Origin of the sequence: Marinitoga sp. 1154 (genome assembly GCF_013363285.1) — a bacterium.
Classification (GTDB): Bacteria; Thermotogota; Thermotogae; order Petrotogales; family Petrotogaceae; genus Marinitoga.
In genome coordinates, this window is sequence record NZ_LBFB01000012.1 from 45,321 (window position 1) to 71,107 (window position 25,787).

Here is a 25,787-nt window from a genome sequence, read left to right on the forward strand (position 1 = left end):
TTTACTCCCCCTCAAGATAGACTAAATTCTTTATTAAATAGTTATATCCAGAAAATAAAGAAAAAAACACAGTTAGAATAATTAGAATAGAGTTTAATATGCTTAAAAAAGGCCAGATGGCAGTTAGATAAAGAGAGGCTATTAGAATTGTCTGTGAAAAGGTTTTAAATTTCCCCCATTTATCAGCAGCAATAACAATATTTTTGTTTGCTAAAAACATTCTTAAACCGCTAATGAAAATATCTCTTGTTATAATAATCGCAACAAACCATCCAGGTAATTTCTGTATTTCTAAAAATACTATAAATAATGCATTAATTAAAATTTTATCAGCTATCTGATCCATAAATTTTCCAAAGTCACTAACAAGATTAAATTTTCTGGCAATATATCCATCCAGCAGATCAGTTAAAGAAACTAAAATATATATGAAGAAAGCTATTATGTATAATTTTTCATTATAGGTAATAATAAATAAAGGTATTGTTGCTAAAATTCGTATAAAAGTCAAAATATTTGGAATTGTCCATATGTTCATATCGCAACCCCTTCTAAATCGTATTCTGAGCTATTTAAGATTTTAACAACCACAAAATCTCCAATATTTAAATTTCTTTCGGACTTAAAAAACACATTTCCATCAATTTCAGGAGCATCTAAATATGCTCTACCTATATATACATTATTTTCTTTTTCTTCAATTAAAACTTTCAATTGTTTACCTATAAATCTTTCTAATTTTTCTGTTGAAATTTCTTTTTGCAATTCCATTAACTTTTCAAATCTTTTTTCTTTTGTTTTTTCATCAATTTTTTCTGGTAATAGGTGAGATGGAGTGCCTTCTTCATCAAAATACATGAATGCTCCGAGTTTGTCAAATTCTATTTCATCTATAAATGATAATAATTTTTCAAAATCGTCATCTGTTTCGCCAGGAAATCCTGCAATTAATGTTGTTCTAATTATAGCCTCTGGATTATTTCTAATTCTAAAAATTAAATTTTTTAATTCATCACTTTTTTTGATTCTACCCATTAATTTTAATATTTTGTCTGAACCATGTTGTATAGGGATATCAAAATACGGTATTACTTTATCCAACGTATTTATTGATTCTATAATTTCATTATTAATAAAATCTGGGTGTAAATACATGACTCTTATCCAGAAATCTCCTTCAATTGAATTCAAATCTTTTAATAAATCTGGTAACGCCTGTTTTTTATATAAATCAATACCATATAACGTATTATCTTGAGAAACAAGTATTATTTCTTTTATGCCATTTTTTATTAAAAATTCTGCTTCTTTTTTTATATCTTTTATATCTCTGCTTACAGGTTCTCCTTTAAAATATGGTATGGAACAAAATGCGCATTTTCTGTTGCACCCATCTGCAATTTTAATGTAAGCATATGGAGTATCCGGGATTCTACGGTAATCACATTTATATACATCATATGGCTTTGGTAATTTTAAATAAAAATTACCATTTTCAATAGATTCAACAATTTTCTCTGGTGGCACGACACCTATTAAACCATCAACTTCTGTTAATTCTTTTTTTAGTTCATCGTAATATCTTTCAATTAAACATCCAATTGGTATTATCTTCATATCTGGATTTTTTTCTTTTAAAGAAACTATATTAAATATTTCATTTATAGATTCTTTTTTCGCAGGTTCAATAAAACCACATGTATCAACAATTGAATAATCCGCTTCTTCTGGATTATTGGTTAAAAGATATCCCTTTTTTAAAAAAATACCCTTTAAAATATCCATATCTGCCTCGTTTTTGGGGCAGCCTAATGTTAAAATATATACTTTTTCTTTCATAATATCCTCCTAATTTTATTCTAAATATTATTATAACATATTTTTCTAATTTCATTGATATTTAATGATTACAAATAAAGAAAATTTAACATTAAATAAACCAGCAAATCTAATTTGCTGGTTTATAAAACGTATTTATAATAGTATTTTTAATAATACTTTTAAATTTATTTATATAAAATAATACTTAATATAGTACCTTTGTTTTTAATTGAGTTTATACGTAATTTTGCATTTTGAAGAATAATAAAACGTTCCAGAAATACAGTTCCTAAACCAGTTCCATACTCCTTTGTTGTAAAAAAAGGTTTTAAAAATTTTTGTTTTTCCTCTGATGTCATACCAATACCATTGTCTGCAAATATTATTTTATAACATTTTTCCTTTTCCAGAGTTTTTACAACAATAAAACTTTTACCGTCTTTCATTGAAACCGCATCTATAGAGTTTTGAATTATATTAAATATTGCAGATTTGAACAGCCATACATCACTGTTTATCTCAATATTTACATTATTTTGAACTATAAAATTTATTTGTGGATATGTATTTCTAAAATTTTTAATTACATCATTTATTACTTTGTTTAAGCTAAAATTATTAAAATCTTCTGTAACTTTGAACAAATCAAGAGTTTCTTTAATTAAGTTTTGTATGTTGTCTATTTCTATTTTCATTTGTTTTAAATATTCATTTTCTTTTGTAAATTCATACATTTGAAAAGTCATTTTTAGTCTGGATACAGGAGTTTTTAGCCCATGAGCCGCATTGGCCAGTATTTCACCAAGCCTTGCAAAATGTCTTGTGCTTTCAAGATTTTTCTTTAATTTTTTATAATTAGTAATATCATTTATAGCTAAGATAACAAAATTGCTTTTTTTGCTTATAATAAGCTGCAGATTTTTTTTCAATTTTTTTGAATAAACTTCATATATTCCAGGCTCTAAGTTTGATTTTATACCACTTTTAATGAATGTGTTGGATAATTTCATGCCATATTTTAGAGGTATATTATAAAATATTTCTTTTGCTCTTTGATTAGATTTTTGTAAAATGCCATTTTCATTAAAAACCAACAATCCTGAACCAATACTATCAAAAATAGCATTGAATTTATCATAATATTCCTTTAAGCCTTCTCTTTCTTTTAAAAGTAATAAAGAATATGTTCTAATCATTTCATCTAATTCGCGTAATAATCCTGAATATTCAAGATTATAATGCTTTGAACTATATGCATTTCCTTTGTGAACGATTCTTCTAAGCCTCTTTTCGACAAAAATATAAACTATAATATATAAACAAAAAAAACTAATTGGTAGAATGTACCAATATTTCATTAGACGGAAAAAATACATAAATAAAAAAAGTATAATTGTATGCATTATAGATATTTTTTCTGATAAGTCCCAACCTAAGATATTTCTTTTCTTAATATTATTTCCACTCCTTCAGAATCGAGTTTTAAGAATTCTTTTGCATTTCCCTGATTAATAGCTATTTCTAAAAAACCTGAACTTTCAGGATGTATTAACAATTCTCCAGGCAATACATCACTAAATACTCTTTCATAATAAGCTTTAAATGTTTTATTTTCTATATGAATTATTACGGAATCATCTTTTTTGAACATGGTTTCACCAAATTCAGCAGGAATATTTGTTTGAATATTTCCAAATGTATCAAAAAATACTATTTCTCCTTCCAAACTTTCGCTTTTTATTTCAGGAGGTTTATATCTAAATAAATTAATCGTGTCTATTTCCTCCCCGAATTCTTCAATTGGAATTTTTTTTGAAAGATATGCTGCTGCAGGAGAAAAAATATCTCTTCCATGAAAAGTGGTTGAGTAATTTTTCTTAAAGAAATATTTTGGATTATTAATTTCGACCAGTTTATCAATTCCGTATTCCTCTGCAATCAGAGTTAAAATGCCATTATCCGGAGCGATAAAATAGAAGTTTCTTTTTTGTGTTTTTAAAATAATAGGTTTTCTGTTACTTCCGACACCAGCGTCAATAACATTCAAGAATATAGTACCTTCAGGAAAATCTTTTGAAAACCGATATAATATATGGGCGTTAACTTTAGGATCAAATTTCTTTGTTTCATGTAAAACATCTATTATTTCTATATCTTTATTTATGCTCTTTATTACAGCTTTACATACACCAACATAATAGCTGTCATTTCCCCAATCGGTAAAAAAAGCAATCATAACTAAATTCCGCCTCCTATATAATCTTCTCTTTTTTTATTTATGTTCAATAATTTCAAATCACCTTCAGTTGATTTTAATCTTATAGTTTTGTATCTTAAATCGTGATATGTTGTAATTCTCCTTATTGTTCTTGTTTTTGATCGCATTACAATACTTTCTGTAATGGCTTTTCCTTTATAAAAATGAACACCTTTTAAAAAATCTCCATCTGTTACACCGGTTGCTGAAAATAGTACATTTTCCCCTCCAGCCAAATCTTCTGTGAAATAAACTTTATTTAAGTTCCATCCATCATTTAATAATTTTTCTTTTTCCTCTTCAGATTGAGGCCATAGTTGAACCTGTAATTCACCGCCCAACGTTCTCAAAGCACCTGCTGCTAAAACAGCTTCTGGAGATCCACCAATACCGATATATATATCAACACCACTATCCGGCATTGCGGTTGCTATTGCGGCAGCAATATCGCCATCTCCTATTAATTTTATTCTGGCACCAACTTCTCTAATTTCTTCAATAATTCTTTTGTGTCTATCTCTATTTAAAACTACAACAGTTATTTCGCTTACAGGAACTTTTAAAGCTGCTGCTGCAACTCTTAAATTTTCCCGAATTGAGCTTCTGATATCTAATAAACCTTTTAATTCTGGACCAACTGCCAATTTGTATGAATAAAATGTAGGTAAGTATGCAAGGCGTCCTCTTTCTGCTAAAATCATAACACTTATTGCATTTGGAAGACCATAAGCTACAAGTCTTGTTCCATCAATTGGATCTACTGCTATATCATATTCATCATCTGTTTCATCCCATGTGCCAACTTTTTCACCAATATAAAGCATAGGCGCCTCATCTTTTTCGCCTTCACCGATAATAACCGTTCCTTTTATTTCGATATAATCGAGCATACCTCTCATGGCATCAACAGCAGCTTGGTCAACTGCATTTTTATTCCCCATACCAAGATGTAAACTGCTTGTTAATGCTGCAGCTTCTGTTACTCTTACTAAATCAAGAGTTATTTCTCTATCAACTTTTTCTGACATAACATTTCCCCCTATTCTTATTTTTTATAGTATAATTTTAACATTACGATGTCTAAAAAGTCAAATTCACTCAGACAGCTCGATTGCTAATCCTTAAAATTATTCATTCTCAGCCGTCGCATCGATTTTTCATCCATGAAAAAGCTTCACTCAAAAAAACGTCCTGTTTTTTTGACGGCTTTCATTCATAATTTTAAGGGCAATCTTCGAGCCTTCGTTTCATTTGAGACTTTTTAGACAGTATATTTTAACATTACAACTAATTTTATTATACTAAAAATTTTATTATTTTTTAACCTTTATTTTTAGCTATATAATGTGAATAATCGGTTTTATAATCAATAATATAAACTATATACCTCTATATATACTTTGAAAAAAAACTTCAATATGATACAATTTAATATAGAGAGCATTTAAAAATTCAGGAGGTGTAATTTGTGGATGTGAAAAAACTACAAGAAAAATTAATTAGGAAAAAAATTTCAGTCTGGGAAAAGAGAGATAGAAAGGCAATTGATGAGTATTCAAAAGGGTACAAGAAATTTATAGATTATTCTAAAACAGAAAGAAAAGCTATAGAATATACAGTTAAAGAATTAGAAAAGGAAGGATTTAAACCGTTAAATTATTTTTTAGAAAAAGGCAAAATTGAAGATGGAGATAAAATATATTATGTAAATAATTACAAATCATTATTTGCAATAAAAATAAAAGGTAGTTTAACTAATGGAATTAATTTAGTGGGTGCTCATGTAGATGCACCAAGACTTGATCTTAAACCTGAACCTATAGTAGAGGATTCAGGTATAGCTATGGCAAAAACACATTATTATGGTGGAGTAAAAAAATATCAATGGTTAAATATCCCTCTTGAATTACATGGAGTAGTTATAAAAAACGATGGGGAAAAGATAGATGTTTCAATAGGTGATTCAGAAGAAGATCCAGTATTTGTGATTTCAGATTTGTTACCTCATCTTGATAGAAGAAAGGGTGAAATATCAGAAGTATTTAAAGGAGAAGATTTGAATTTATTATTAGGTACAATTTCAATATCTTATGATGAAGAAATAAAGGATAGCATTAAATTAAATATTTTAAATATATTACATGAAAAATATGGAATAGTGGAAGAAGACTTAACTTCAGCAGAATTAGAAGTAGTTCCTTCACTTCCGGCTAGAGATGTGGGGCTTGATAGATCTTTAATAGCTGCTTATGGGCATGATGATAGAATATGTTCGTATACGGCGTTAACAGCATTGCTTGAATCAGATCCAGAAGTTAGAAGTGCAGCAATATTATTGACTGATAAAGAAGAAATAGGCAGCGATGGAAATACAGGAGCCAAACATCATTTCTGGATTACAGTTATAAAAAAATTATTGAAATTACAGGGAAGTTCTAATATCGAATTAGATATAGACGATTGTTTAATAAATTCAACATTATTATCTGCAGATGTTTCGGCTGCATATGATCCAAATTTCAAAGATGTTCATGATCCGGCTAATGCCCCAAAATTGGGTTATGGAATTGCAATTGCTAAATATACTGGTTCAAGAGGTAAAGCAGCAACAAACGATGCAAATGCGGAAGTCTTTGGGAAATTAAGACAAATATTTAATGAAAATGGTGTTATCTGGCAAACAGGTGAATTAGGTAAAGTTGATCAAGGTGGAGGAGGAACAATAGCAAAATTCTTTGCCGAAAAGGGGTTAAGCGTTATTGATGCTGGTGTAGCCTTATTTGGAATGCATTCACCATATGAATTAGCTTCAAAAGGAGATTTATATGAAACATATTATGCATATAAAGTATTTTTGAATAAAAATTAAAAGGATTTATAAATGGAGGAATATTTTGAAGATTTTTGCAGGAGCTCCGATTCATTTGATGGAATTTGAAAATGATAATATCAATTTAAATATAACATCCCATTCCTGGTCTTTTTTAGACCAGAATGGGGTTTCTGTTATTTTGAATAAAGATAATGTAAATATTTTTAATGGTTTAACAGAAGATGAATTGAATTCATTTGAAAATAGAATAGTCAATATAAATGATGAAAATAGGATTCTTTTTATGTTACAACATGAAGGATTTAAGTTTGAAAATTATTTTTATGCTAAAGTCAGACATATAGATTTAATTATTTTAAGAATAGATTTATTAAATAATACATCATATGATTATCTTTTTAATCTTATAATATCAAATATGTTTCTTGTAAAAATACCGATTTTACTATTTAAAATTTATAAGGAAAAACATCAAATTTCATATTTATGGCCAGATAAAAATAATTATATTATTTTTAAAGAATCTCCTTATGCATATATAGAAATAAACAAAACAAAGGATAACCTCATTATGCTTCATGGTTATTATAGAAATAGATTACATAATAAATTGGAGTTTTTTTTGAAAAAAGTCGGTGATTTAAATGAAGAATATTATTGATACTATAATTGAAAAATTGTTGTTTAAAAGAATAAAGAATATATTTTATAAAAATTATAACGAACCTATTTACGATGATAACTGTTTTTATGTCATTAATTATGGGGAAATTTCTTTAAATATTTTCAAATTGAACCAATTATTTACGTTGATAAATCAATTTAAAAATTCAAGAAAATTTAAAAATAAAGTAGGAATATTGACCGTAAATATTTTTTCAAAAAAATACATAAAATATATTTCTGAAATAGCAGAAATTTTTGGTATTCCGATAGTATTTCTTTATAAAAAAGATTTATATTTTATACGAGAAAATATTATAAAAAAAATATATAACAATAGTATAATATATATTAATACCATAAAAACTTACTTTTTGAATAATCCATCTGATTTTTTATATCAATTGATGGATATAAGATTAGAAAACCCGGAATTTTTAAGTATTAATAATATATTTTGTAATTTGGAAAAACATGAACTTAATTCTATCTCTTCTGCATTATCTTTATATCTATTATCTTTCGAAAATGATAAAATTGTAATATATAAGCCAGAAAATAATAATTCTGTTGAATATAAACTGAAAGAACATTTTATATTAAAATTTAATTTAAAAAATTTATCGAAAATAAAAAACGGGATAACAAAATTTGATAAGAAAAAAATAGAAGTATTATTAAAATATATATAAAATAGAGAAGTGTATAACAAAATCCCTGTTTCCAGGGATTTTGTTATAGAAACATACTAACAATCTCATCAAGAACTTCTTTATCATTTTTTATTTAATAGTTACAAAAAGTACAAAATATAATTTGACTTTTATAATCATATTTAGTATAATAATATTAGAATAAATACGACAAAAAAGGGAGGAATTAAGATGTTATTAAAAGTGAAAAATTTGAAAGCAAAAGTAATAGAAGATAACAAGGAGATATTAAAAGGGGTAAATTTAAATATAAATGCAGGCGAAATACATGTTTTAATGGGTCCGAATGGATCGGGCAAATCAACATTATCAAATGTAATCATGGGATCTCCAAAATTTGAAGTTATAGATGGTGAAATATTATTTGAAGGTAAAGATATATTGAAATTAGACACAAATGAAAGAGCGAAAATGGGGTTATTTTTAACTTTTCAACATCCTCAGGAAATTGAAGGAGTTAAAATGAGACAATTTTTAATCAATGCATATAGACATATGCATCCAGATAAAAAAGTATCTCCTATTGAACTGAATAAAAAATTGATTAATTTATGTAAAGAAATAAATATAAAACCAGAATTTTTAGATAGATACGTAAATACAGGATTTTCTGGTGGTGAAAAGAAAAAAAGTGAAATATTGCAATTATTCTTTTTGGAACCGAAATTAGTTATTATAGATGAAATCGATTCTGGACTTGATGTAGATGCATTGCGTGATGTTGCTGATGCTATTAATAAACTTAAAAAAGATGATATGAGTATCTTAATGATTACACATTATCAAAGAATATTAAAATATTTACAACCAGATTATGTTCATGTTTATGTAGATGGAAAAATTGTATATACTGGCGATGCAAAATTAGCTGAAGAAATAGAAGAAAAGGGTTATAATATATTGAGTGAATATGTTGATGTAGATACAGTGAAGGAGTGGTAATATGAAAGATATAAATGATATAAATTATGAAGATTTGATGATAAATCAATCAAAATTTGATTTTAGAAATGAAGCGAAATATTCTTATAAAACTCCTCCGGGATTAAACGAGAAAATAATAAGAGAAATTTCAGAAGCAAAAAATGAACCAAAATGGATGTTAGAACATAGATTGCAGGCTTTTAAAATATTTGAAAATTACCATGAACCTAATTTTGGTGTTGATATAAGAAAGTTGGATTTAAGTAAAATAGTAGCATATATGAAGCCTGATGCTAAAAAATCAACTTCATGGGAAGATGTTCCTGAAGAAATAAAAGATACATTTGAGAAATTGGGAATTCCAGAAGCTGAAAGAAAAGCATTAGCTGGAGTTGGCGCACAATATGATTCAGAAGTTGTGTACCAACATATACAGAAAGAATTAAATGATTTAGGTGTTGTCTTTCTTGATATGGAAAGCGCTGTAAAAGAATATCCTGATCTGGTAAAAGAATATTTTATGAAATTAGTTCCTTCACATAATCATAGATATGCAGCTCTTCATGGTGCGTTATGGAGCGGAGGTTCTTTTTTATATGTGCCAAAAGGAGTAAAAGTTCCTCTTCCATTGCAGGCATATTTCAGAATGAATAATCCAGGTATGAGTCAGCTGGAGCATACATTAATAATTGCTGATGAGGGGTCGGAAGTGGAATTTATTGAAGGTTGTTCCGCACCATTTTATAATGTAACAAATCTTCATGCTGGTATGGTTGAAATATATGTAAAGAAGGGTGCAAAAATGAAATATTCTACCATACAGAACTGGAGTAAAAATACATATAATCTGAATACAAAACGTGCAATTGTTGATGAAGAAGGTTCTATGGAATGGGTATCCGGTTCATTGGGAAGCTTTAAAACAATGTTGTATCCTATGACTATATTACGAGGTAAAGGTGCAAAAAATAGTTCAGTTACTTTGACTTATGCAGGGCCAAACCAACATTTAGATACAGGATCTAAGGTTTTTCATCTTGCTCCTTATACAAGTTCAATAATAAATGCAAGAAGTATAAGTATTGGTGGAGGCTGGGCTTTTTATAGAGGTTGGGTAAAAATAGGAGAAAATGCAAAAGGTGCTAAATCATCTGTCGAATGTAATGCATTAATGCTTGATAATAAATCGAAAAGTGACACTGTTCCATTAATCGAAGTATTCACAGATGATGCTGACGTTGGACATGAAGCTAAAATCGGAAGAATATCCGAAGAACAAATATATTATCTAATGTCAAGAGGTTTATCTGAGATAGATGCAAAAAATATGATAGTTAGAGGTTTTATAGAACCGCTTGTAAAAGAATTACCTTTAGAATATGCTCTTGAATTAAATAAGCTAATTAATTTAGAAGTAGAGTCGTCTATTGGATGAGGTTTTTGAATATTCAGCTAATTTGCTCGAATATTCAGCTAATTTGCTCGAATGTTCAGCTAATTTGCTCGAATGTTCAGCGATCTATGGAAATAAAAAACTTGTTTTATTGATGGGATAATATTGGAGGTGTATTTATGTATGAAAAATCTTTAGTGTTGAATCATAATGACTTTTTTGCAACAGAATGGAGTGTGCCTGAAATAAATTCTGAAAAAGATTATGGTATAATAGAATTGGAAGAAGCAAAAAATTTTTTTTCTAATAAAGAATTAAATGAATTTCGTATAAATAAATTTGAAGAGTATAAAAGATTAGGGTTTCCAAAATGGAAAAGAGCAAAACTAAATGGATTTGATCCAATAAAATATATTTCAGAATTTAATGCGCTGATCTCCGAAAATTTAATTAGTTTAAATGATATGGACAATGATGGAATAGAAATATTAAGAGAAATGGATTTTGACGGTTCACATAGAAAATTTTTATTAATGACAGACACTTTTTTTAACGCAGGATATTATTTACATACAAAAGAAAATCAAGAAGATGAAATATATGCATTTGAAGCATTAATTGATAACAAGAATCCTTTATATGATCTGGGAGTTATAAATCTGGAGGAAAACAGCAAAGCAACATTAATTAGATTTGTAAAATCGAAAGGAAGTAGTTCGAGAATAGCTTCGTTAAGGGGGAAATTAAAAGAAAATTCAGAATTAACATTGATAAACGTTAATTTATATAATAATGATATTTCAACTGATAATATATTTTTTGATATTGGCAAAAAAGCTAAATTAACTTTATATGATATAAATATCGGTGGAAAAATAACTGCACCACATATAGTTGTGAGAATGGCTCAGGAAAATGGGAATGTAAATGTATATCCATATTATCTTTCCCAGGAGTCTGAAGTTATAGATATGTTTTATTTAATAAGATACTATGCACCAGAAACATTTGGACATATACTTGGACATGGTGTTTTAATGGATGAATCAAGAGTTATTTTTAGAGGTAATCTGGATATTAAAAAAGGAGCTAAAAATGCAGACGCAGGAGAACAGGATTTCAATCTCGTATTATCAAACAAAGCAAAGGTTATGGCATATCCATCATTATATGTTGATGAAAACGAAGTAAATGCAGGTCATGCAGCAAGTGTTGGAAGCATAGAAGAGGATAAGCTTTATTATATGATGACCAGAGGATATAGTAAAAATGATGCAAAAAAAGAAATTGCTTCAGGAATATTTGAACCAGCAATATCTTTTATTAATAAATATAATTCTAAGATAGCGGGGGAATTAAATGATGTTATACAAAAAAGATTTGATAGAGAGTTTTCCAATTCTTAAAAGAAAAATAAACAGTAAAAATTTAGTATATTTTGATAATGCTGCAACAACATTAACACCTGTTAGAGTTACAGATACAATCAAAGAATTTTATGATTATCATAATGCAAATGTGCATAGAGGGGCACATTTGCTTTCCAATGAAGCAACAGAAATGTATGAAAATTCAAGAAAAACGGTTGCTAAATTTATAAATGCAAAAACACATGAAATTATCTTTACAAGAGGAACGACAGAATCTATAAATCTGTTTGCATATTCAATAGGTAAAAGCGGATGGCTTGATAACAAAGAAATTTTAATTACTACTATTGAACACCATTCTAATTTTGTTCCATGGCAACAATTATCAAAGACATTTGGTTTTTTTGTACGATACTATAATCCTGAAAAAGGTATTTTTGTATTAGAAGAGTTTCTAAAACACGTGAACGAAAACACAAAACTAATTAGTATTACAGGTCTTTCAAATGTAACAGGTCAAATAATACCAATAAAAGAGATTATAGAATTTGCGCATAAAAGAGATATCTTAGTTCATGTTGATGGAGCACAGTTGGTTCCACATTTAGGAGTCGATGTTAGTGAATTAGATGTAGATTTTCTTTCATTCTCTGGTCATAAAATGTTAGGTCCTATGGGAATAGGAATATTTTATGGAAAGAAAAGATTGTTAAAAAAATTACCCCCATTTCATTATGGAGGTGAAATGATTAACTGGGTAAGTATGGAAGAAACAGATTTTGCGGAACTACCAGAAAAATTTCAAGCAGGAACTCCAAATGTTGGCGGAGCTGTAGGATTGAAAGCTGCTATAGATTATATTAATGAAATAGGAATAGATACAATAAAAATGCATTCTGAAAAATTGACAAAATACGCGGTAGAGAAATTAAAAGAATTAAATTTTGTAAAATTATATGGCCCAGAAAATAGAATATCGATAATATCATTTAATATTGATAATGTTCATCCACATGATGTTGCACAAATTTTAAGTGATAAATTTGGAGTTGCTGTTAGAAGTGGGCACCTATGCGCTCAACCGCTTTTAAAACAATTTGGAACAAAATCAGTATGCAGAGCAAGTTTTTATTTTTATAATTCAGAAGAAGAAGTGGATATATTCATCGATGGCTTAAAATATATCAAGGAGTGGTTTTCATGAGTTTAGAAGATTTATATTCAGATATAATATTGGATTATGCAAGAAATCCACAATTTCAGGGTAAAATAGAAAATGCAACTATAAAAGAAGAAGGAAAAAATCTTTCGTGTGGAGACGAAATAACTTTATTTTTAAAAGTTGAAGATAAAGTTATTAAAGAAGCAAAATTTAGTGGTCATGGATGCATTGTAAGCCAATCATCAGCCGCTCTATTGTGTGAAGTAATTGAAGGGAAAACTTTAGAAGAAGCAGAAAAGATATTAGAAGAAGTAGAAAAAATGGCTCAGGGAGATGAATTTGATGAGTCGATAGTTGGCAATGTTTCAGTATATTCTGAAATATCAAAATTTCCTGTTAGAGTAAAATGCTTTACTCTCGCCTGGCACACCCTTGAAAATTCATTAGATGAAATAAAATAAGAAGCTATTTATTATTAACAAATAATCCCTGTATCAGGGATTATTTGTTTTTTATTAATGTTAAAGTTAATATTATTCCAAAAATACCGAATATCCATAGGCTATTTAAAATAAATCCTACATTGTTTCCAAAAAAGAACGAATATATTGTGATCAAGACATTTCCCATTGCTCTTGTAAATCCCATTAATGCTCCTGATGCAAAGCTTTTATTTTCAGGTAATAATTGTTGTGCATAATGAACATTTACTGACATAGTTAAAAACATAAATGCATCAGCCAGAATGTATGAAATTGCAAGTATCCATATGTTTTCAGAAGCTGAAAATAAAAATACCAGTATGGAAAAAGCAGAAAAATATAATAGATTTATAAATTTAACTCCTTTTTTTTCCTCTAATTTAGCACCTAATAAATTTGAAAATGTTCCTGCAAGAAATCCTAATGTTACTAAAAGTCCTCCTATTGTCAGATCATATCCAAGCATTCTAGATTTTATTGGAACATATGATCTAAACATTATGCTAATAAAAGCTCTATGTATGGTTAAAAACCATATAGGAGCAATATATTTAAAACCTCTAAAACTTTCAAAAAATTTTGTTTTTTTATTTTTGGGTTTTAAATGTTTATGAGTTTTGAAATAATTATATGCGAAGTAGAATAATACTGTATAAATTAGAATTCCGATAATTCCAATATATGTAGCATTTTTCAAATTATAGTGACTGACAAAAAAGGTTATGAATATAGGACCCAGTGCATATCCAAATGTTCCGCCTACCATATAAATAGCGAGTGTAGTACTCTTTTCTTTTCCAATAGTTCCACTAATACCTGCTCCAAGAGGTTCTTGAGCAGCACTTCCAAGATATCCAATTAGAAATATTACAAATAAAAGCCATATCGACTTTATATAACCTAAAAATAATATAGGAACCATTGTTATTAGTACTGATAAATATAAAAAAGCGAGTTTTTTATTTGATTTATCGGCAATATATCCAAAAAAAATTTGACTGAAAGAGGACACCAGTGTTAAAATCGATGCCATCATTACAAAAATTTTTGGTTCATTTACATTAAAATACTCCATAAAAAATGGAATTAAAGGTTTAAAATAAGATTTAAAGAAACTTGTAAAAAAATTGGTAAATGTTATATATATTGCTAATGGTTCCATTTATGCCTCCAATAACTCTTTTTTATTTTTTTTACATATATTAATTAAATTTTCTATTGTTTCACCGCACTCAAAAGGCAATTTATCTATTCCGCCTCTTTCTGTTTCCCGAGATTTTATAAACTCAAGTCTTTTTTTCATTGAACTTACAAAATTTAAAATATAGTTTTTATCGCTCATATCCGGTATAAATCCATCAACCTCCATTATTTCCATTCCATTTGCCCATTTTTTAAATTCTGCTTTCCCTTCTACTACTTGTTCTATAACAGATAAGGTTATCTCTTTTGTAATTTTTCTATCCATAAAATATCCTGTGTTTAGTATATAACATTGTATACCTTTTTCAAATAATTTTTTAAAGCTGTAATAATCTTCAGATAACGCATATGTTCTAAATGGATTGGCATATGGTTCAAATACAAGAGCATCGGGGTCAATTCCTTCAGCTAATTTTTCTGCAGATGTTCTCTTGGTGGCCAATGTTGCTCCAAGAGTTGACGCCAATATTGGATCATTTATTTTTACTATAGGTGGTAATACCGGATCTTTCATCAACCAGAATATAGCATTTATAGACTCTTCTATTTTATATACCCTGTTTGGAGACCACAATTTTGATTTTAATGCTCGACCATTACCATTTCTTATATCTTCTGTTACTGGAATTATTCTTCCTTCCTCATCTAATGTTGCTCCACAATTTTGTATAGTTAAAAGATATTTGTTATCCTCAGAATTTGCAGGGTAATCAGCCGTTTTATCAAAATATGAAGGTTCTAACGATATTGTTGATCCATCGGCCATTGAAATTATAAAAGCATCGTCATGTAAAACGGTTATATCATATTTACCATTATGTTTTGCATGAGTTAGTGTAGACTTTCCTGAACCAGACAGTCCAAAAAATGCAGCAACATAATTTTCATTATCTTTTAGGGTATATTTTTTTAGCCCTCCATGACATGATGCATAACCATTCCTATTAGCAGTTCCCCATCCAAGAGTTAAAGTTCCTTTTTTAAATTCTCCAAAATATCTCATCCCCAATATTGCAGCACAATTATGTTGTGGATCAAAAAAAGATAATCCCAACGGGAAATCAGGATGTTTCCAATCAGGATCAGAAAAAATATATATATCGCCTTCATTCAGGACTCTGGATTTTTCATAAATTTTTATAAAGTCAACGGTTAATGGTTGAAAATTCAATAACCAATTATATAAAATATTCTCATGTCCTTCCGGTATTAGCAAATGGTTTTTAACTATAAAATCTTCATGTAATCCTGTAAAGGATATAGCATGGTACATTTTTTTAAATCTTGTTTTATAAACAGCTTCTCTAATTATTTCTGCATATTTTTCTTCGTCAACACCAGGTTCTCCAATTATTTTTCTTCCTGCAGCATATCTTCCTGTAATTGCACCATCATTAAATATCAATATTTTTGTTCCTTCATCAAGAGCCAATAATTCTGGTTTGTAAACATTAATATCTGTAACAATTGTTCCAGGTGAATTTTTAGCCAGTTTGTAAGCTTCTTTGGGAGAATCAACCTTTATTACATTATTTCCATAAAAAGCAGTTTCGATGGTAGTCCTTATTTTTGAAAATATTGGATTTTTATATGATATTTCATCTCTGGTAAAAAAACTTTTTGTTGCCAATTCTAAATACCTCCTGATTTGAAAAATAAAATAAAAAATTATTTATGTTGTTTTTTATGCTATTTGATTTAAGTTTTTTCCTATTTTTTTCATCAGTTTTTTATACCATTTTTTATACTCCATAACCATTCCTTCATCAGAATTCTTCAAATATTCTTCGATATAATATTCTAAATTTATCTTTTTAAAATCAGCTTTAAGTTTATCCTTTAGTTCATAAATAGTTTCTATACCATAAATCAGAATTAAACTTTTTAATAATTTTTCCTCTTTTTTTTCTTCATCATCATCCAGAACTTTCTTATTAAACACATCATAACTTTTTTGTATTTCAAAATATATGCTTTCTAATTTTTCTTCACGGCTTAACGTATAATCATTTTCATATTCACTTTCATCGAGCATGTTTCGTATTTCTTCTTCTATTTCATCTATTATTTCCCATAATGTTTCGTTTTCATCATTGTTTTCATCATCTTCCATAAATATTTCTATATCGATATCATCATTATCTTTCTTTTGTTTTTTCATTTCTGCTATAAAGTTTGTGAATGTTTTTAAAGATTCTTCAGGATTGTTGAGTGACATGCTCTGGGATAAATTATTAATATTATATAATTGAAAGATATTATCTTCAATATTTTTTAATTCATTATAACCAACAATCTTTATTCTTTCAGATACGTGTTTTAAAAATGCTTCCTGATTTATAATTTCAGGTAATACATTTAATCTGAATTTATTAAATTCACCTATCAATGATTTATAAAACTTTTTTATTTCAGTCATGGTTGTTTTAATATTTATATCAAATACACTTTGATAATCATATCTTGAAAATATAAAATGATGTTCATAATATCTGCCAATTTTATTTATATAAATGGCGGAAAAGTCCACACTTTCATTTATTGTATAAACCATTAATTCTTGATTTATTATATTCTCAGTAAGCATTAATGAATCCGTTGAAATAAATGAAAACATGGTTTTCATTCTGCTATTAAAATATTTGTTTAATCTAAAAATCGTTAAAAGTGTTGGAATATATTCCAGCTCCACATCTATTGAATTAGATATTTCAACACTAAATTCATCAGGTTTCCATATAAAATTACCTGTTTTGGCTTTTATTTCAAATATATATTTTTCTTCTACATCATCATCAATAGAATCTGCGAACCAGAATTTCTTTATAACCTTTGGATATAATTCAAAATACGATCCATCTATACCTTTTAATAAGGCCATATTTTCCCTCCATTAATTATAGGAATATAATTTTAGGTATATTCCTAAAAATAAAAATTCGATTATTGCCAATCCTAATCCAACATAAGGGTAATCCCAACTTATAATTCCAATTATACCAAATAAAAATGAAAAAATATATGTAATTATTGCAGTTTTTTTTATAGTGGTATTATACTTTCTTTTTATTTTATCATAAATATGATCCCTATCTCCAGAAAATGGTGAGCGATTGTTCAGGACTCGTCTCAAAAAACTGAAAAATATATCTGTATAAAATAACGTTGAAACTATTACAGAAATTGCAAAACCGCCAAAACCATGATTTGAAACCATTATAACAGTTAAATAGAATATAGTATATCCTAAAAAGTACGAACCTGCATCACCAAGAAAAATTTTTGCGGGATAAAAATTAAATAGTAAAAAGCCAATAATAGCCATAACTATATATACGTAATCAAAATGTTTTGAAATTATACTTAAAAATAATATAACAAATAGTGTATTTCCTCCGCAAATCCCATCCATACCATCTATCATATTAACAGCATTTATTAAAGTAACTCCAAGTATCGTCAATATAATAAAATATATTACACCAATAGAGTTATAAAAAGGTATCAATGTCAATACAATTCCTATAAGCTCGCTAAACAATCTGAATTTTGGAGAAACATTATATATATCATCCATTAATCCCAAAATTAGCATCAATGTTCCAAAAATAATAAATCTAATATCTTTTATAAACCATATACTTGATAAATATATAGATACTCCTCCAAGATACGGTGTAACTTTTTGATGTATTTTTAAGTTTTCATCTGGTTTATCCACGATATCGAATTTTTTTGCAACAGGTATCATAATATAGGTAATTGCTACAGATAATAAAAAAACAGTTAAGTACAACATTTCACACCTCTTATCAATAAGCTATATCATATTTTATTTCAGATGTTGCTTCTGGTATATAGGTTTTTATCAATCTATTTGCCATTTTAAAATCATTTTCTTCAAATATTTTTACTATATCTCCGATAAGTTTTATCAATTCCGAGTTATTTAATATATTGTTTTCTTTTAGTATAAATATTCTTTCATTTTTTGTTTTTAAGAATTCTTCAGAATCTAAAAACAATTCTTCATATAATTTTTCTCCTGGACGAATACCTGTATACACAATTTCTATATCCTGATCAGGAATATACCCCGAAAGTTTTATCATATCCTTTGCCAATTTATCTATCAATACAGGCTCTCCCATATTTAAAACAAATACTTCACCTTTATTTGAAAAGGCTCCAGCCTGCAGTACTAATGCAACCGCCTCAGGAATTGTCATAAAATATCTTTTCATTTCAGGGTGTGTTACTGTAACCGGTCCGCCCTTTTCTATCTGTTCTTTGAATATAGGAACAACACTCCCTCTACTTCCTAAAACGTTTCCAAATCTCACAATTCCAAATTTTGTATCAGAATATCTTGCTATAGATCTGATTATTATTTCTCCAAATCTTTTTGAACTTCCCATTATTGATGTTGGATTAATTGCTTTATCTGTTGATATAAAAATAAAGCGTTTTACTCCATTTTCTATAGCATTTTTAGCAAGTATATATGTTCCATATGCATTAACCCTGAATGCTTCTGAAGGATTTTTTTCCATTAAAGGAACATGTTTGTGTGCTGCAGCATGAAACACAACATCAATATTAAATCTATTAAATATATGTTTTATCCTATATTCATTAGTTACATCACTTATAATTTCTACTATTTTTAAGTTTGGAAACTTTTCTTTAAGTTCTTTTGATATATGAAAAATACTATTTTCTCCACGTCCTAAGATTAGCAAATTTTCAGGATTAAATGCTGCAATCTGTCTGCAGATTTCTGATCCGATACTTCCTCCTGCTCCGGTGATAAGAACGTTTTTACCCGTTATATAATACTTTATTTCTTCAAAATTTACTTTTATTTCCTTTCTTCCCAATAAATCTTCTATATTTACATCTCTTAAGAAACCAAGTGATATTTTATTATTTAGTATTTCAAAAATTCCTGGTAATGTTTTTAATCTAACATTTTTAGTGTCTATTCTATCTATTATATTTTTTAATTGCTCGGATGTAGCAGAAGGTATGGCTATAATTACTTCATTGATTTCAAATTTTTTTACAACAGACATTACTTCATCGGTTTTTCCAAGTACATTTATATTTCTTATTTTTCTACCAACCTTTGATTCATCATCATCTAAAAAACCAATAACTTTTCCATATTCAGGATGTCTTAAAAATTCGTCTAAAAGTTCAACTCCAGCTTCACCAGCTCCTATTATAATTATCTTTTTATTTGAATTATTTTGAGTGTTGTTATTCCGTTGCTTTGAAAACCACCAAACTCTACTGAAAATAATTAATAAAGCTCCCAGTAATGCAGTTATAAAACCAACAGTAATGGGTATTACAAGATTATAAAACCATAATCTTCTTAATGCTTCTATAATCAAAAAGTTCAATAAATATCCTGAAAACGAGGAATAAATGATGGGTTTTATTTCTTTTAATGTGGCAAAACGCCATATATGATCATATATTCTATGATAATACATTACCAGAACCATAATAATTGGAAAAAGTATAACGGGATATATATATTTTTGCATTTCAATAAAATCTGTTTGAAATCTAAAAAATAATGCTATAAAATAACTTAAAAGAAAAATTATATAATCTATTGTCATTAATTCTATTTTCTTTTTCATTTTCTCCCCTACTTTTTAAACTCATTCAGTATTTTTTTTAGCATTTGTACTACATATCTTTGTTTATCAATTGTTAAATCCGTATAAAATGGTATTGCTATAGTTAATGATGATATCAGTTCTGTAACCGGATAATCACCTTCTTCATAACCATATAATTCTCTATAAAATTTTTGTAAGTGTACAGGAGAAAAATAATTTTTGGATTGAATTCCTTTCATGTTAAGTCTGCTTATTACATCATAAGTAATACTTTTTATTTCTTTTAATAAATTTCCCCAATTTTTCCTATCCTCAACATCTATATATAAAGGTATATTTCCGTTTTTTACATATTCTGGAATATCAATAAATTCAGAAATCCAATCAATTGATAATCTTACAACAAAAACAAACCAACTCATCTTTGTTGTATATTCTTCTATTTTAGGTAAAATTACTCTGTTATCGTCTTTAAATAACTGATAATAATTTTTTGCAACCTGTTCTCTTTTTTCCAGTATTTCATCCAATCTTTTCATCTGAATATATCCAAGCCCTGCTGAAAGTTCATCCATTCTATAATTATATCCCAATCTTACATGCTCCAGCCATTCTTCAGAATCTCCTCTTCCCTGATTTGCCATAGAACGGCATAATTTTGCTAATTCGAAATTATCCGTAACAATCATACCGCCTTCACCTGTAGTAATTTGTTTATTTGGATAAAATGCAAATGTTCCCGCTTCACCAAATGTCCCTGCATATTTTCCCTTGTATTTTGCACCTATCGCCTCGCATGAATCCTCGATGACTTTCCAATTATTTTTTTTACATAACACAAGAGCTTTATCCCAGTCTATTGGTTGCCCGAATATATCAACACCCATAAAAAAATTAATATCATTAAGTTTATTTATTCGCCTATATATTGGATGATTGGAATCTTTTATGGACTCTTCTATTTTATCAAGATCAATATTATAATTATATGGGTCTATATCAATAAATACAGGATGTGCTCTTTCAAATAGCGCCACATTTGCAGAAGCAATAAATGTAAATGGTGTAACAATCATACCATTATTTTCTTTGATATTCAAAGCTTTTAAAATAAGATGCAAGGCTGATGTTCCGCTATTAACAGCTATTGCTTCTTTAACTTTAAAATAATTTTTCATAATTTCCTCAAATTTATTCAAGTAAGATCCAAGTGCAAGACGTTTTCTATCAAAGATTTTATTTATTATCCTTTTTTCTGCATCTGTTAAACTAGCAGAAGAAAGTGGAACAGTTAAGGAATTACTCAAAACACTCACCCCTATATTAATAAGCTCGCTAAAAGCGAGCTTTTTTAAAGATATTTATTATTCATCTTTTCCAAATTCCAGAGTTCTTTCCACCTGAATAAATTTATAAAATTCCATTTCATCGCCATCGTTAATATCATCAAAATTCAGTATTTTTATACCACATTCCTTTGGAGCATCTATTCTCTTTACTTCATCCTTATAGTGTCTTAATGATTCTATTTTACCATCATAAACCAATTTACCCTGTCTGTATAATCTAACCCCACCGTCTCTTTCAACATAACCTTCCTTTAATTGTATCCCAGCTATATTTCCAACTTTTTTTATTTTAAATACCTGCTTTACTTCACCAAAACCTGTAATTTCTTCTTTTTCCTCAGGTTCTAACATTCCCTGTAAGGCCTTCTTTAAATCATCTATTAGATTAAATATAATATCGTATTTTTTGATTTGTATATTTTCATGTTCTGCATATTTTACCGCTCCACTATCTGCTTTTACTCTAAATCCTAAAACAACGGCATCAGAGGCTGTTGCAAGCATAATATCACTTTTTGTTATTGCACCAATTCCACCATGAATAACCTGCAATTCTATTTCAGGATTTTTAAGTTTTGCAATAGCATTCTTTAAAGCTTCTAATGAACCAAATGTATCAGCTTTCAAAATTATATTTAATGTTTTTTGTTCCCCATCTTCTCTCATCATTCTCAAAGCGTCTTCAAGTCTTATGTGCCTTTTTTGAACAACTTTTTCCTCAAGAACCTTTTTCTTTTCAACATATTCTCTTGCTTCATGTAGAGTTTTTACTCCATATAATATTGAATGCATATCAGGGACTTCTTCAAAACCTAATATTTGAACTGGATCTGAAGGTCCGGCAACTTTGACATTCTTACCATTTGGATCTATCATTCTTCTAACCTTTCCAAAGGTACTACCAGCAACAAAATAATCTCCAACTTTTAATTTTCCATCTTTTATTATAGTTGTTGCAACTGGTCCTAAAAACTTATCCAATTTACTTTCTATAATAACCCCACGAGCTAAACCTTCAGGATAGCATTTTATTTCCTGCATTTCTGAAACAAGCAATATCATTTCCAATAGTTCATCTATTCCCTGACCGGCTTTTGCAGAAATTGGCACAGTTATTGTGTCGCCGCCCCAATCTTCAGGTATTAGATTTAATTTTGCAACCATTTGTTGTTTTGTTAAATCTATATTTGCATTTGGTTTATCTATTTTGTTAATAGCTACAATTATTGGCACATTTGCATTTTTTGCATGGTTATATGCTTCTATTGTTTGAGGCATTACTCCGTCATCTGCCGCAATTATTAAAACAACTATGTCTGTAGCCTGCGCTCCTCTTGCTCTCATTTCTGTAAAAGCTTCGTGTCCAGGGGTATCAATAAATGTTATTTTTTTACCTTCATAATTAACCTGATAAGCACCTATAGATTGTGTAATACCACCAGCTTCTTTTTCAGCAACTTTTGTATTTCTTATATTATCAAGCAATGTGGTTTTACCGTGGTCAACATGTCCCATAATAGTAACAACTGGAGCTCTTTCTATGAGTTTATCTTCCTTTTCCTCATATAATTTCGCCCATCTTTCTTTCAAAACTTCTTCTGGATCTACTTTGTCCGAGTGTTTCTTCTGATTCTCAATCTTTTCTTCAGTTATTTCCAATAATGCATTAAACATCATAGCGATTTCTTCTGCCTGATCTTCTGTTAATGCTTGACCAGGTCTTAAGACCTTACCTTTCATAAAAAATTCTTTTATAATATCATTTTGCCCTTTTCCCAACTTTTGAGCTAATATATCTAATTTTAACTCAGATTTTTTAATTTTTATTTCTTTTATTTCATCATCATCTTTCTTTTGTTCTTTATATTTTGCCTTTTCATTTTTTGATTTTTTCTGAATATGTTTTTTATCATTTTTTTTATGTTTATCTTTTTTATCAAATTTGCTTTCTTTTTTAACTTCTTCTTTTTTGAACTCCTCTTTTTTTATTTCTTCTTTTTTCTTATTTTCATTTAATTTCTCTTTATAGTATTCTTTTATTGTTTTAACATCTTCATCTTCCAATGAAGACATATGGCTTTTTAAATTGTATCCTAAGTCTTTTAATTCTTCTAAAAAATCTTTAGCCTGAAATCCCAATTCTTTAGCTAATTGATATACCCGCGTCTTAGACAATTGAATCACCTCCAGCATTCACTACATCCTTAATTCCTTTAACTATATTTTCATCTAACACACCTACCACGCTAATTTCCTCTTTACCAAGAGATTTTCCTAAATCTATTTTAGAAAAGTTTTTTAACAAAACATAAGGGACTTTATATGTCTTACATTTTTTTATAGTCTCTTCTTTTATTGATTCACCAACATCTGAAGCTATAATAATAAATTTTGATTTTCTCTTTGGATTTCTAATATATTCTCTTATATTATCTTTTCCAAAAATTATTTTTCGCATTCGAGCAGCAAAACCTAATAAATTTACGATCTTTTGTTCATTCATTTCTTTACCCCCAATTCTCACTTTTCAAAATAATTATAACATATAAAACAGGAATAAAGAAATGTTCATTATATCATAGAAATTAAATAACAAATCCTTAACAAAGGAATAGCTATAAAATAGAATACCGTTTAACTGCTGTAAGCGGTTAAAAAATATCTTTCATTCATTAACTCTAACATATTTTGCTTCGAAAAAATAATAATTACGATGTCTAAATAATAATTTTTATTTTTTATATTCTTCTATCTTCAACTTGATTTTCTAAGAAAAGCTGAAAAAGGCCTTTGAAATAGCAAATAAAATAGAAAGGGGTTATTAATTTGAGAAACAAAATAATTCCTATAATGAATATTAAAGATAAGCTGTATTTTGGAAACACTATTTTAAAAATATCATCAATCAAAATTCCAATTTGAGTTTTATTATTCTAAACCAATATTTTAAATTCATATGAACATTAAGATAGAGTTTTTAAAATAAAGATTAGAATGTCTAATAAAGATATTATTATAAAGATGGGGATAGAATAATTATGATATAATAGATATAGACATCAAATTACCAGCGGAAGCGTGAATATTTGCCAAGCAAATATTCAGATGTTTTTTATTAATATCTATTTTTAATCCTATAACCCGCTGTAAGCGAAAATATTTGCTTTGCAAATATTTTAAGAATTTATTTTTTAAAATAAAATGATTTTATCCTAATCCCTACCGAAGGTATGTTATACGGAGGTGAGCCATGAGAAAAAAAATACCATATGGAAAACAAAATTTTGAATGGGTAATAATGCAGAATTATTATTACATAGACAGAACAGAATATATAGAAAAATTAGAATCATTGAATGAAACTAATATAGTGTTTTTAAGGCCAAGGAAATTTGGAAAAACATTATTTTTAGATACACTTGCAAAGTATTATGATATCAATTATGCAGAGAAATTTGAAAAATTATTTAAAGACTTATACATAGGAAAAAATCCAACGCCATTAAAAAACAGTTATTATATCTTGTATATGGACTTTTCTGGAATACAAACAGAAAATAAAGAAAAATTAATAAAGAGTTTTAAAAATAAAGTTATACGTTCTCTTGACAATTTTAAATATGAATATAAAATAAAAACTAAAATAGAAAAAGAACTAACAGAACCAGCAGATATTCTTGGTTCATTTCTTGATGGAATAAAGAATGAAATAAGCAAACCAATATACTTATTAATAGACGAATATGATCACTTTGCAAATGAACTATTGAGTTTTAACCTTGATTTATTCAAAGACAGTGTAACAAAACATGGATTTGTAAGGAAATTCTATGAAGAAATAAAAAAAGGAACAAAAACAATAATAGAAAGGCTGTTTATGACAGGAGTAAGCCCAATAATGTTGGATTCATTAACCAGTGGATTTAATATAACTAAAAATAAAACAATAGATATAAAATTCAACGAGATGCTTGGATTCAA

Annotated in this window: 22 protein-coding genes; 9 read left to right on the plus strand and 13 right to left on the minus strand. The window is 28.0% G+C overall.

Annotated elements, in window-relative coordinates; translation table 11 throughout:
* Window position 1 precedes the first annotated feature (1 nt).
* The 5 genes from pgsA to glpX form a co-directional block, all read right to left on the minus strand.
* On the minus strand, window positions 2-538 hold the full coding sequence (gene pgsA, locus XO12_RS06920; RefSeq protein ID WP_047266697.1) for a CDP-diacylglycerol--glycerol-3-phosphate 3-phosphatidyltransferase: 537 nt from the start codon (window positions 536-538) through the stop codon (window positions 2-4).
* Window positions 535-1,839, minus strand: coding sequence for a 30S ribosomal protein S12 methylthiotransferase RimO (gene rimO, locus XO12_RS06925; RefSeq protein ID WP_047266696.1), 1,305 nt, complete (start codon window positions 1,837-1,839; stop codon window positions 535-537). The genes pgsA and rimO overlap by 4 nt, the downstream gene beginning before the upstream one ends.
* Before the next feature lie 167 nt (window positions 1,840-2,006).
* Window positions 2,007-3,179 carry a HAMP domain-containing sensor histidine kinase gene (locus XO12_RS06930; protein WP_175419984.1) on the minus strand — a complete coding sequence of 391 codons (1,173 nt, stop codon included), beginning with the start codon at window positions 3,177-3,179 and terminating at the stop codon, window positions 2,007-2,009.
* A gap of 74 nt (window positions 3,180-3,253) precedes the next feature.
* The gene (locus XO12_RS06935; protein ID WP_047266694.1) at window positions 3,254-4,057 is read right to left on the minus strand and encodes an S-adenosyl-l-methionine hydroxide adenosyltransferase family protein; all 804 of its coding nucleotides are present in this window, start codon (window positions 4,055-4,057) and stop codon (window positions 3,254-3,256) included.
* Between the two features lie 2 nt (window positions 4,058-4,059).
* Window positions 4,060-5,106 carry a class II fructose-bisphosphatase gene (gene glpX / locus XO12_RS06940; protein ID WP_047266693.1) on the minus strand — a complete coding sequence of 349 codons (1,047 nt, stop codon included), beginning with the start codon at window positions 5,104-5,106 and terminating at the stop codon, window positions 4,060-4,062.
* 440 nt (window positions 5,107-5,546) lie between these two features.
* Between glpX and XO12_RS06945 the strand changes: the two genes are divergently transcribed.
* The 8 genes from XO12_RS06945 to sufU all read left to right on the plus strand — a co-directional run bounded on the left by XO12_RS06945 (window position 5,547) and on the right by sufU (window position 13,597).
* A complete protein-coding gene (locus XO12_RS06945) occupies window positions 5,547-6,947 on the plus strand; it encodes an aminopeptidase (protein ID WP_047266692.1) in 1,401 nt (466 codons plus the stop codon).
* A gap of 25 nt (window positions 6,948-6,972) precedes the next feature.
* Window positions 6,973-7,572 carry a hypothetical protein gene (locus XO12_RS06950; RefSeq protein ID WP_047266691.1) on the plus strand — a complete coding sequence of 200 codons (600 nt, stop codon included), beginning with the start codon at window positions 6,973-6,975 and terminating at the stop codon, window positions 7,570-7,572.
* The gene (locus XO12_RS06955) at window positions 7,556-8,266 is read left to right on the plus strand and encodes a hypothetical protein (protein WP_047266690.1); all 711 of its coding nucleotides are present in this window, start codon (window positions 7,556-7,558) and stop codon (window positions 8,264-8,266) included. Before XO12_RS06950 ends, XO12_RS06955 begins: the two co-directional genes overlap by 17 nt.
* Window positions 8,267-8,458: 192 nt before the next feature.
* Complete coding sequence (gene sufC, locus XO12_RS06960; RefSeq protein ID WP_047266689.1) at window positions 8,459-9,229, plus strand: Fe-S cluster assembly ATPase SufC; 771 nt, start codon at window positions 8,459-8,461, stop codon at window positions 9,227-9,229.
* 1 nt (window position 9,230) lies between these two features.
* Window positions 9,231-10,646 (plus strand): Fe-S cluster assembly protein SufB, encoded by a 1,416-nt coding sequence (gene sufB / locus XO12_RS06965; protein ID WP_047266688.1) that lies wholly within the window; start codon window positions 9,231-9,233, stop codon window positions 10,644-10,646.
* A 137-nt stretch (window positions 10,647-10,783) separates the two neighbouring features.
* On the plus strand, window positions 10,784-12,010 hold the full coding sequence (locus tag XO12_RS06970) for a SufD family Fe-S cluster assembly protein (RefSeq protein WP_175419985.1): 1,227 nt from the start codon (window positions 10,784-10,786) through the stop codon (window positions 12,008-12,010).
* Window positions 11,964-13,178, plus strand: coding sequence for an aminotransferase class V-fold PLP-dependent enzyme (locus tag XO12_RS06975; protein WP_231580409.1), 1,215 nt, complete (start codon window positions 11,964-11,966; stop codon window positions 13,176-13,178). The genes XO12_RS06970 and XO12_RS06975 overlap by 47 nt, the downstream gene beginning before the upstream one ends.
* Window positions 13,175-13,597: a Fe-S cluster assembly sulfur transfer protein SufU gene (gene sufU / locus XO12_RS06980; protein ID WP_047266686.1), complete on the plus strand. Its 423-nt coding sequence runs from the start codon at window positions 13,175-13,177 to the stop codon at window positions 13,595-13,597. Before XO12_RS06975 ends, sufU begins: the two co-directional genes overlap by 4 nt.
* Before the next feature lie 40 nt (window positions 13,598-13,637).
* Here sufU and XO12_RS06985 read toward each other — a convergent pair whose 3' ends face one another.
* The 8 genes from XO12_RS06985 to XO12_RS07020 are packed head-to-tail and all read right to left on the minus strand — an operon-like array spanning window position 13,638 to window position 24,309.
* Window positions 13,638-14,780 (minus strand): MFS transporter, encoded by a 1,143-nt coding sequence (locus XO12_RS06985; protein ID WP_175419986.1) that lies wholly within the window; start codon window positions 14,778-14,780, stop codon window positions 13,638-13,640.
* Window positions 14,781-16,451 carry a phosphoenolpyruvate carboxykinase (ATP) gene (locus tag XO12_RS06990; RefSeq protein ID WP_047266684.1) on the minus strand — a complete coding sequence of 557 codons (1,671 nt, stop codon included), beginning with the start codon at window positions 16,449-16,451 and terminating at the stop codon, window positions 14,781-14,783.
* A 54-nt stretch (window positions 16,452-16,505) separates the two neighbouring features.
* Window positions 16,506-17,702, minus strand: a complete 1,197-nt coding sequence (locus XO12_RS06995) for a hypothetical protein (RefSeq protein WP_175419987.1) — start codon at window positions 17,700-17,702, stop codon at window positions 16,506-16,508.
* A gap of 12 nt (window positions 17,703-17,714) precedes the next feature.
* Window positions 17,715-18,620: a glycosyltransferase family 4 protein gene (locus tag XO12_RS07000; protein WP_047266682.1), complete on the minus strand. Its 906-nt coding sequence runs from the start codon at window positions 18,618-18,620 to the stop codon at window positions 17,715-17,717.
* A 13-nt stretch (window positions 18,621-18,633) separates the two neighbouring features.
* Window positions 18,634-20,475 (minus strand): nucleoside-diphosphate sugar epimerase/dehydratase, encoded by a 1,842-nt coding sequence (locus XO12_RS07005; RefSeq protein WP_047266681.1) that lies wholly within the window; start codon window positions 20,473-20,475, stop codon window positions 18,634-18,636.
* An 8-nt stretch (window positions 20,476-20,483) separates the two neighbouring features.
* Complete coding sequence (locus XO12_RS07010; RefSeq protein WP_047266680.1) at window positions 20,484-21,764, minus strand: DegT/DnrJ/EryC1/StrS aminotransferase family protein; 1,281 nt, start codon at window positions 21,762-21,764, stop codon at window positions 20,484-20,486.
* Between the two features lie 57 nt (window positions 21,765-21,821).
* Complete coding sequence (gene infB / locus XO12_RS07015; RefSeq protein WP_047266679.1) at window positions 21,822-23,981, minus strand: translation initiation factor IF-2; 2,160 nt, start codon at window positions 23,979-23,981, stop codon at window positions 21,822-21,824.
* Window positions 23,974-24,309 (minus strand): ribosomal L7Ae/L30e/S12e/Gadd45 family protein, encoded by a 336-nt coding sequence (locus tag XO12_RS07020; protein ID WP_047266678.1) that lies wholly within the window; start codon window positions 24,307-24,309, stop codon window positions 23,974-23,976. The genes infB and XO12_RS07020 overlap by 8 nt, the downstream gene beginning before the upstream one ends.
* 747 nt (window positions 24,310-25,056) lie before the next feature.
* On the opposite strand from XO12_RS07020, the gene XO12_RS07025 reads away from it, so the two are divergent.
* The coding region (locus XO12_RS07025; protein WP_175419988.1) for an AAA family ATPase at window positions 25,057-25,787 on the plus strand (731 nt) is incomplete at its 3' end.

Excerpts from the sequence above, each read along its gene's own strand:
- sufB (WP_047266688.1), top strand. The coding sequence starts at position 9,231 with ATGAAAGATATAAATGATATAAATTATGAAGATTTGATGATAAATCAA.
- XO12_RS06955 (WP_047266690.1), top strand. The coding sequence starts at position 7,556 with ATGAAGAATATTATTGATACTATAATTGAAAAATTGTTGTTTAAAAGA.
- glpX (WP_047266693.1), bottom strand. The coding sequence starts at position 5,106 with ATGTCAGAAAAAGTTGATAGAGAAATAACTCTTGATTTAGTAAGAGTA.
- sufC (WP_047266689.1), top strand. The coding sequence starts at position 8,459 with ATGTTATTAAAAGTGAAAAATTTGAAAGCAAAAGTAATAGAAGATAAC.
- sufU (WP_047266686.1), top strand. The coding sequence starts at position 13,175 with ATGAGTTTAGAAGATTTATATTCAGATATAATATTGGATTATGCAAGA.
- XO12_RS06970 (WP_175419985.1), top strand. The coding sequence starts at position 10,784 with ATGTATGAAAAATCTTTAGTGTTGAATCATAATGACTTTTTTGCAACA.
- XO12_RS07005 (WP_047266681.1), bottom strand. The coding sequence starts at position 20,475 with ATGAAAAAGAAAATAGAATTAATGACAATAGATTATATAATTTTTCTT.
- XO12_RS06930 (WP_175419984.1), bottom strand. The coding sequence starts at position 3,179 with ATGAAATATTGGTACATTCTACCAATTAGTTTTTTTTGTTTATATATT.
- XO12_RS06975 (WP_231580409.1), top strand. The coding sequence starts at position 11,964 with ATGATGTTATACAAAAAAGATTTGATAGAGAGTTTTCCAATTCTTAAA.
- rimO (WP_047266696.1), bottom strand. The coding sequence starts at position 1,839 with ATGAAAGAAAAAGTATATATTTTAACATTAGGCTGCCCCAAAAACGAG.
- XO12_RS07000 (WP_047266682.1), bottom strand. The coding sequence starts at position 18,620 with ATGTTGTACTTAACTGTTTTTTTATTATCTGTAGCAATTACCTATATT.
- XO12_RS06935 (WP_047266694.1), bottom strand. The coding sequence starts at position 4,057 with ATGATTGCTTTTTTTACCGATTGGGGAAATGACAGCTATTATGTTGGT.
- XO12_RS06985 (WP_175419986.1), bottom strand. The coding sequence starts at position 14,780 with ATGGAACCATTAGCAATATATATAACATTTACCAATTTTTTTACAAGT.
- XO12_RS06995 (WP_175419987.1), bottom strand. The coding sequence starts at position 17,702 with ATGGCCTTATTAAAAGGTATAGATGGATCGTATTTTGAATTATATCCA.
- pgsA (WP_047266697.1), bottom strand. The coding sequence starts at position 538 with ATGAACATATGGACAATTCCAAATATTTTGACTTTTATACGAATTTTA.
- XO12_RS07020 (WP_047266678.1), bottom strand. The coding sequence starts at position 24,309 with ATGAATGAACAAAAGATCGTAAATTTATTAGGTTTTGCTGCTCGAATG.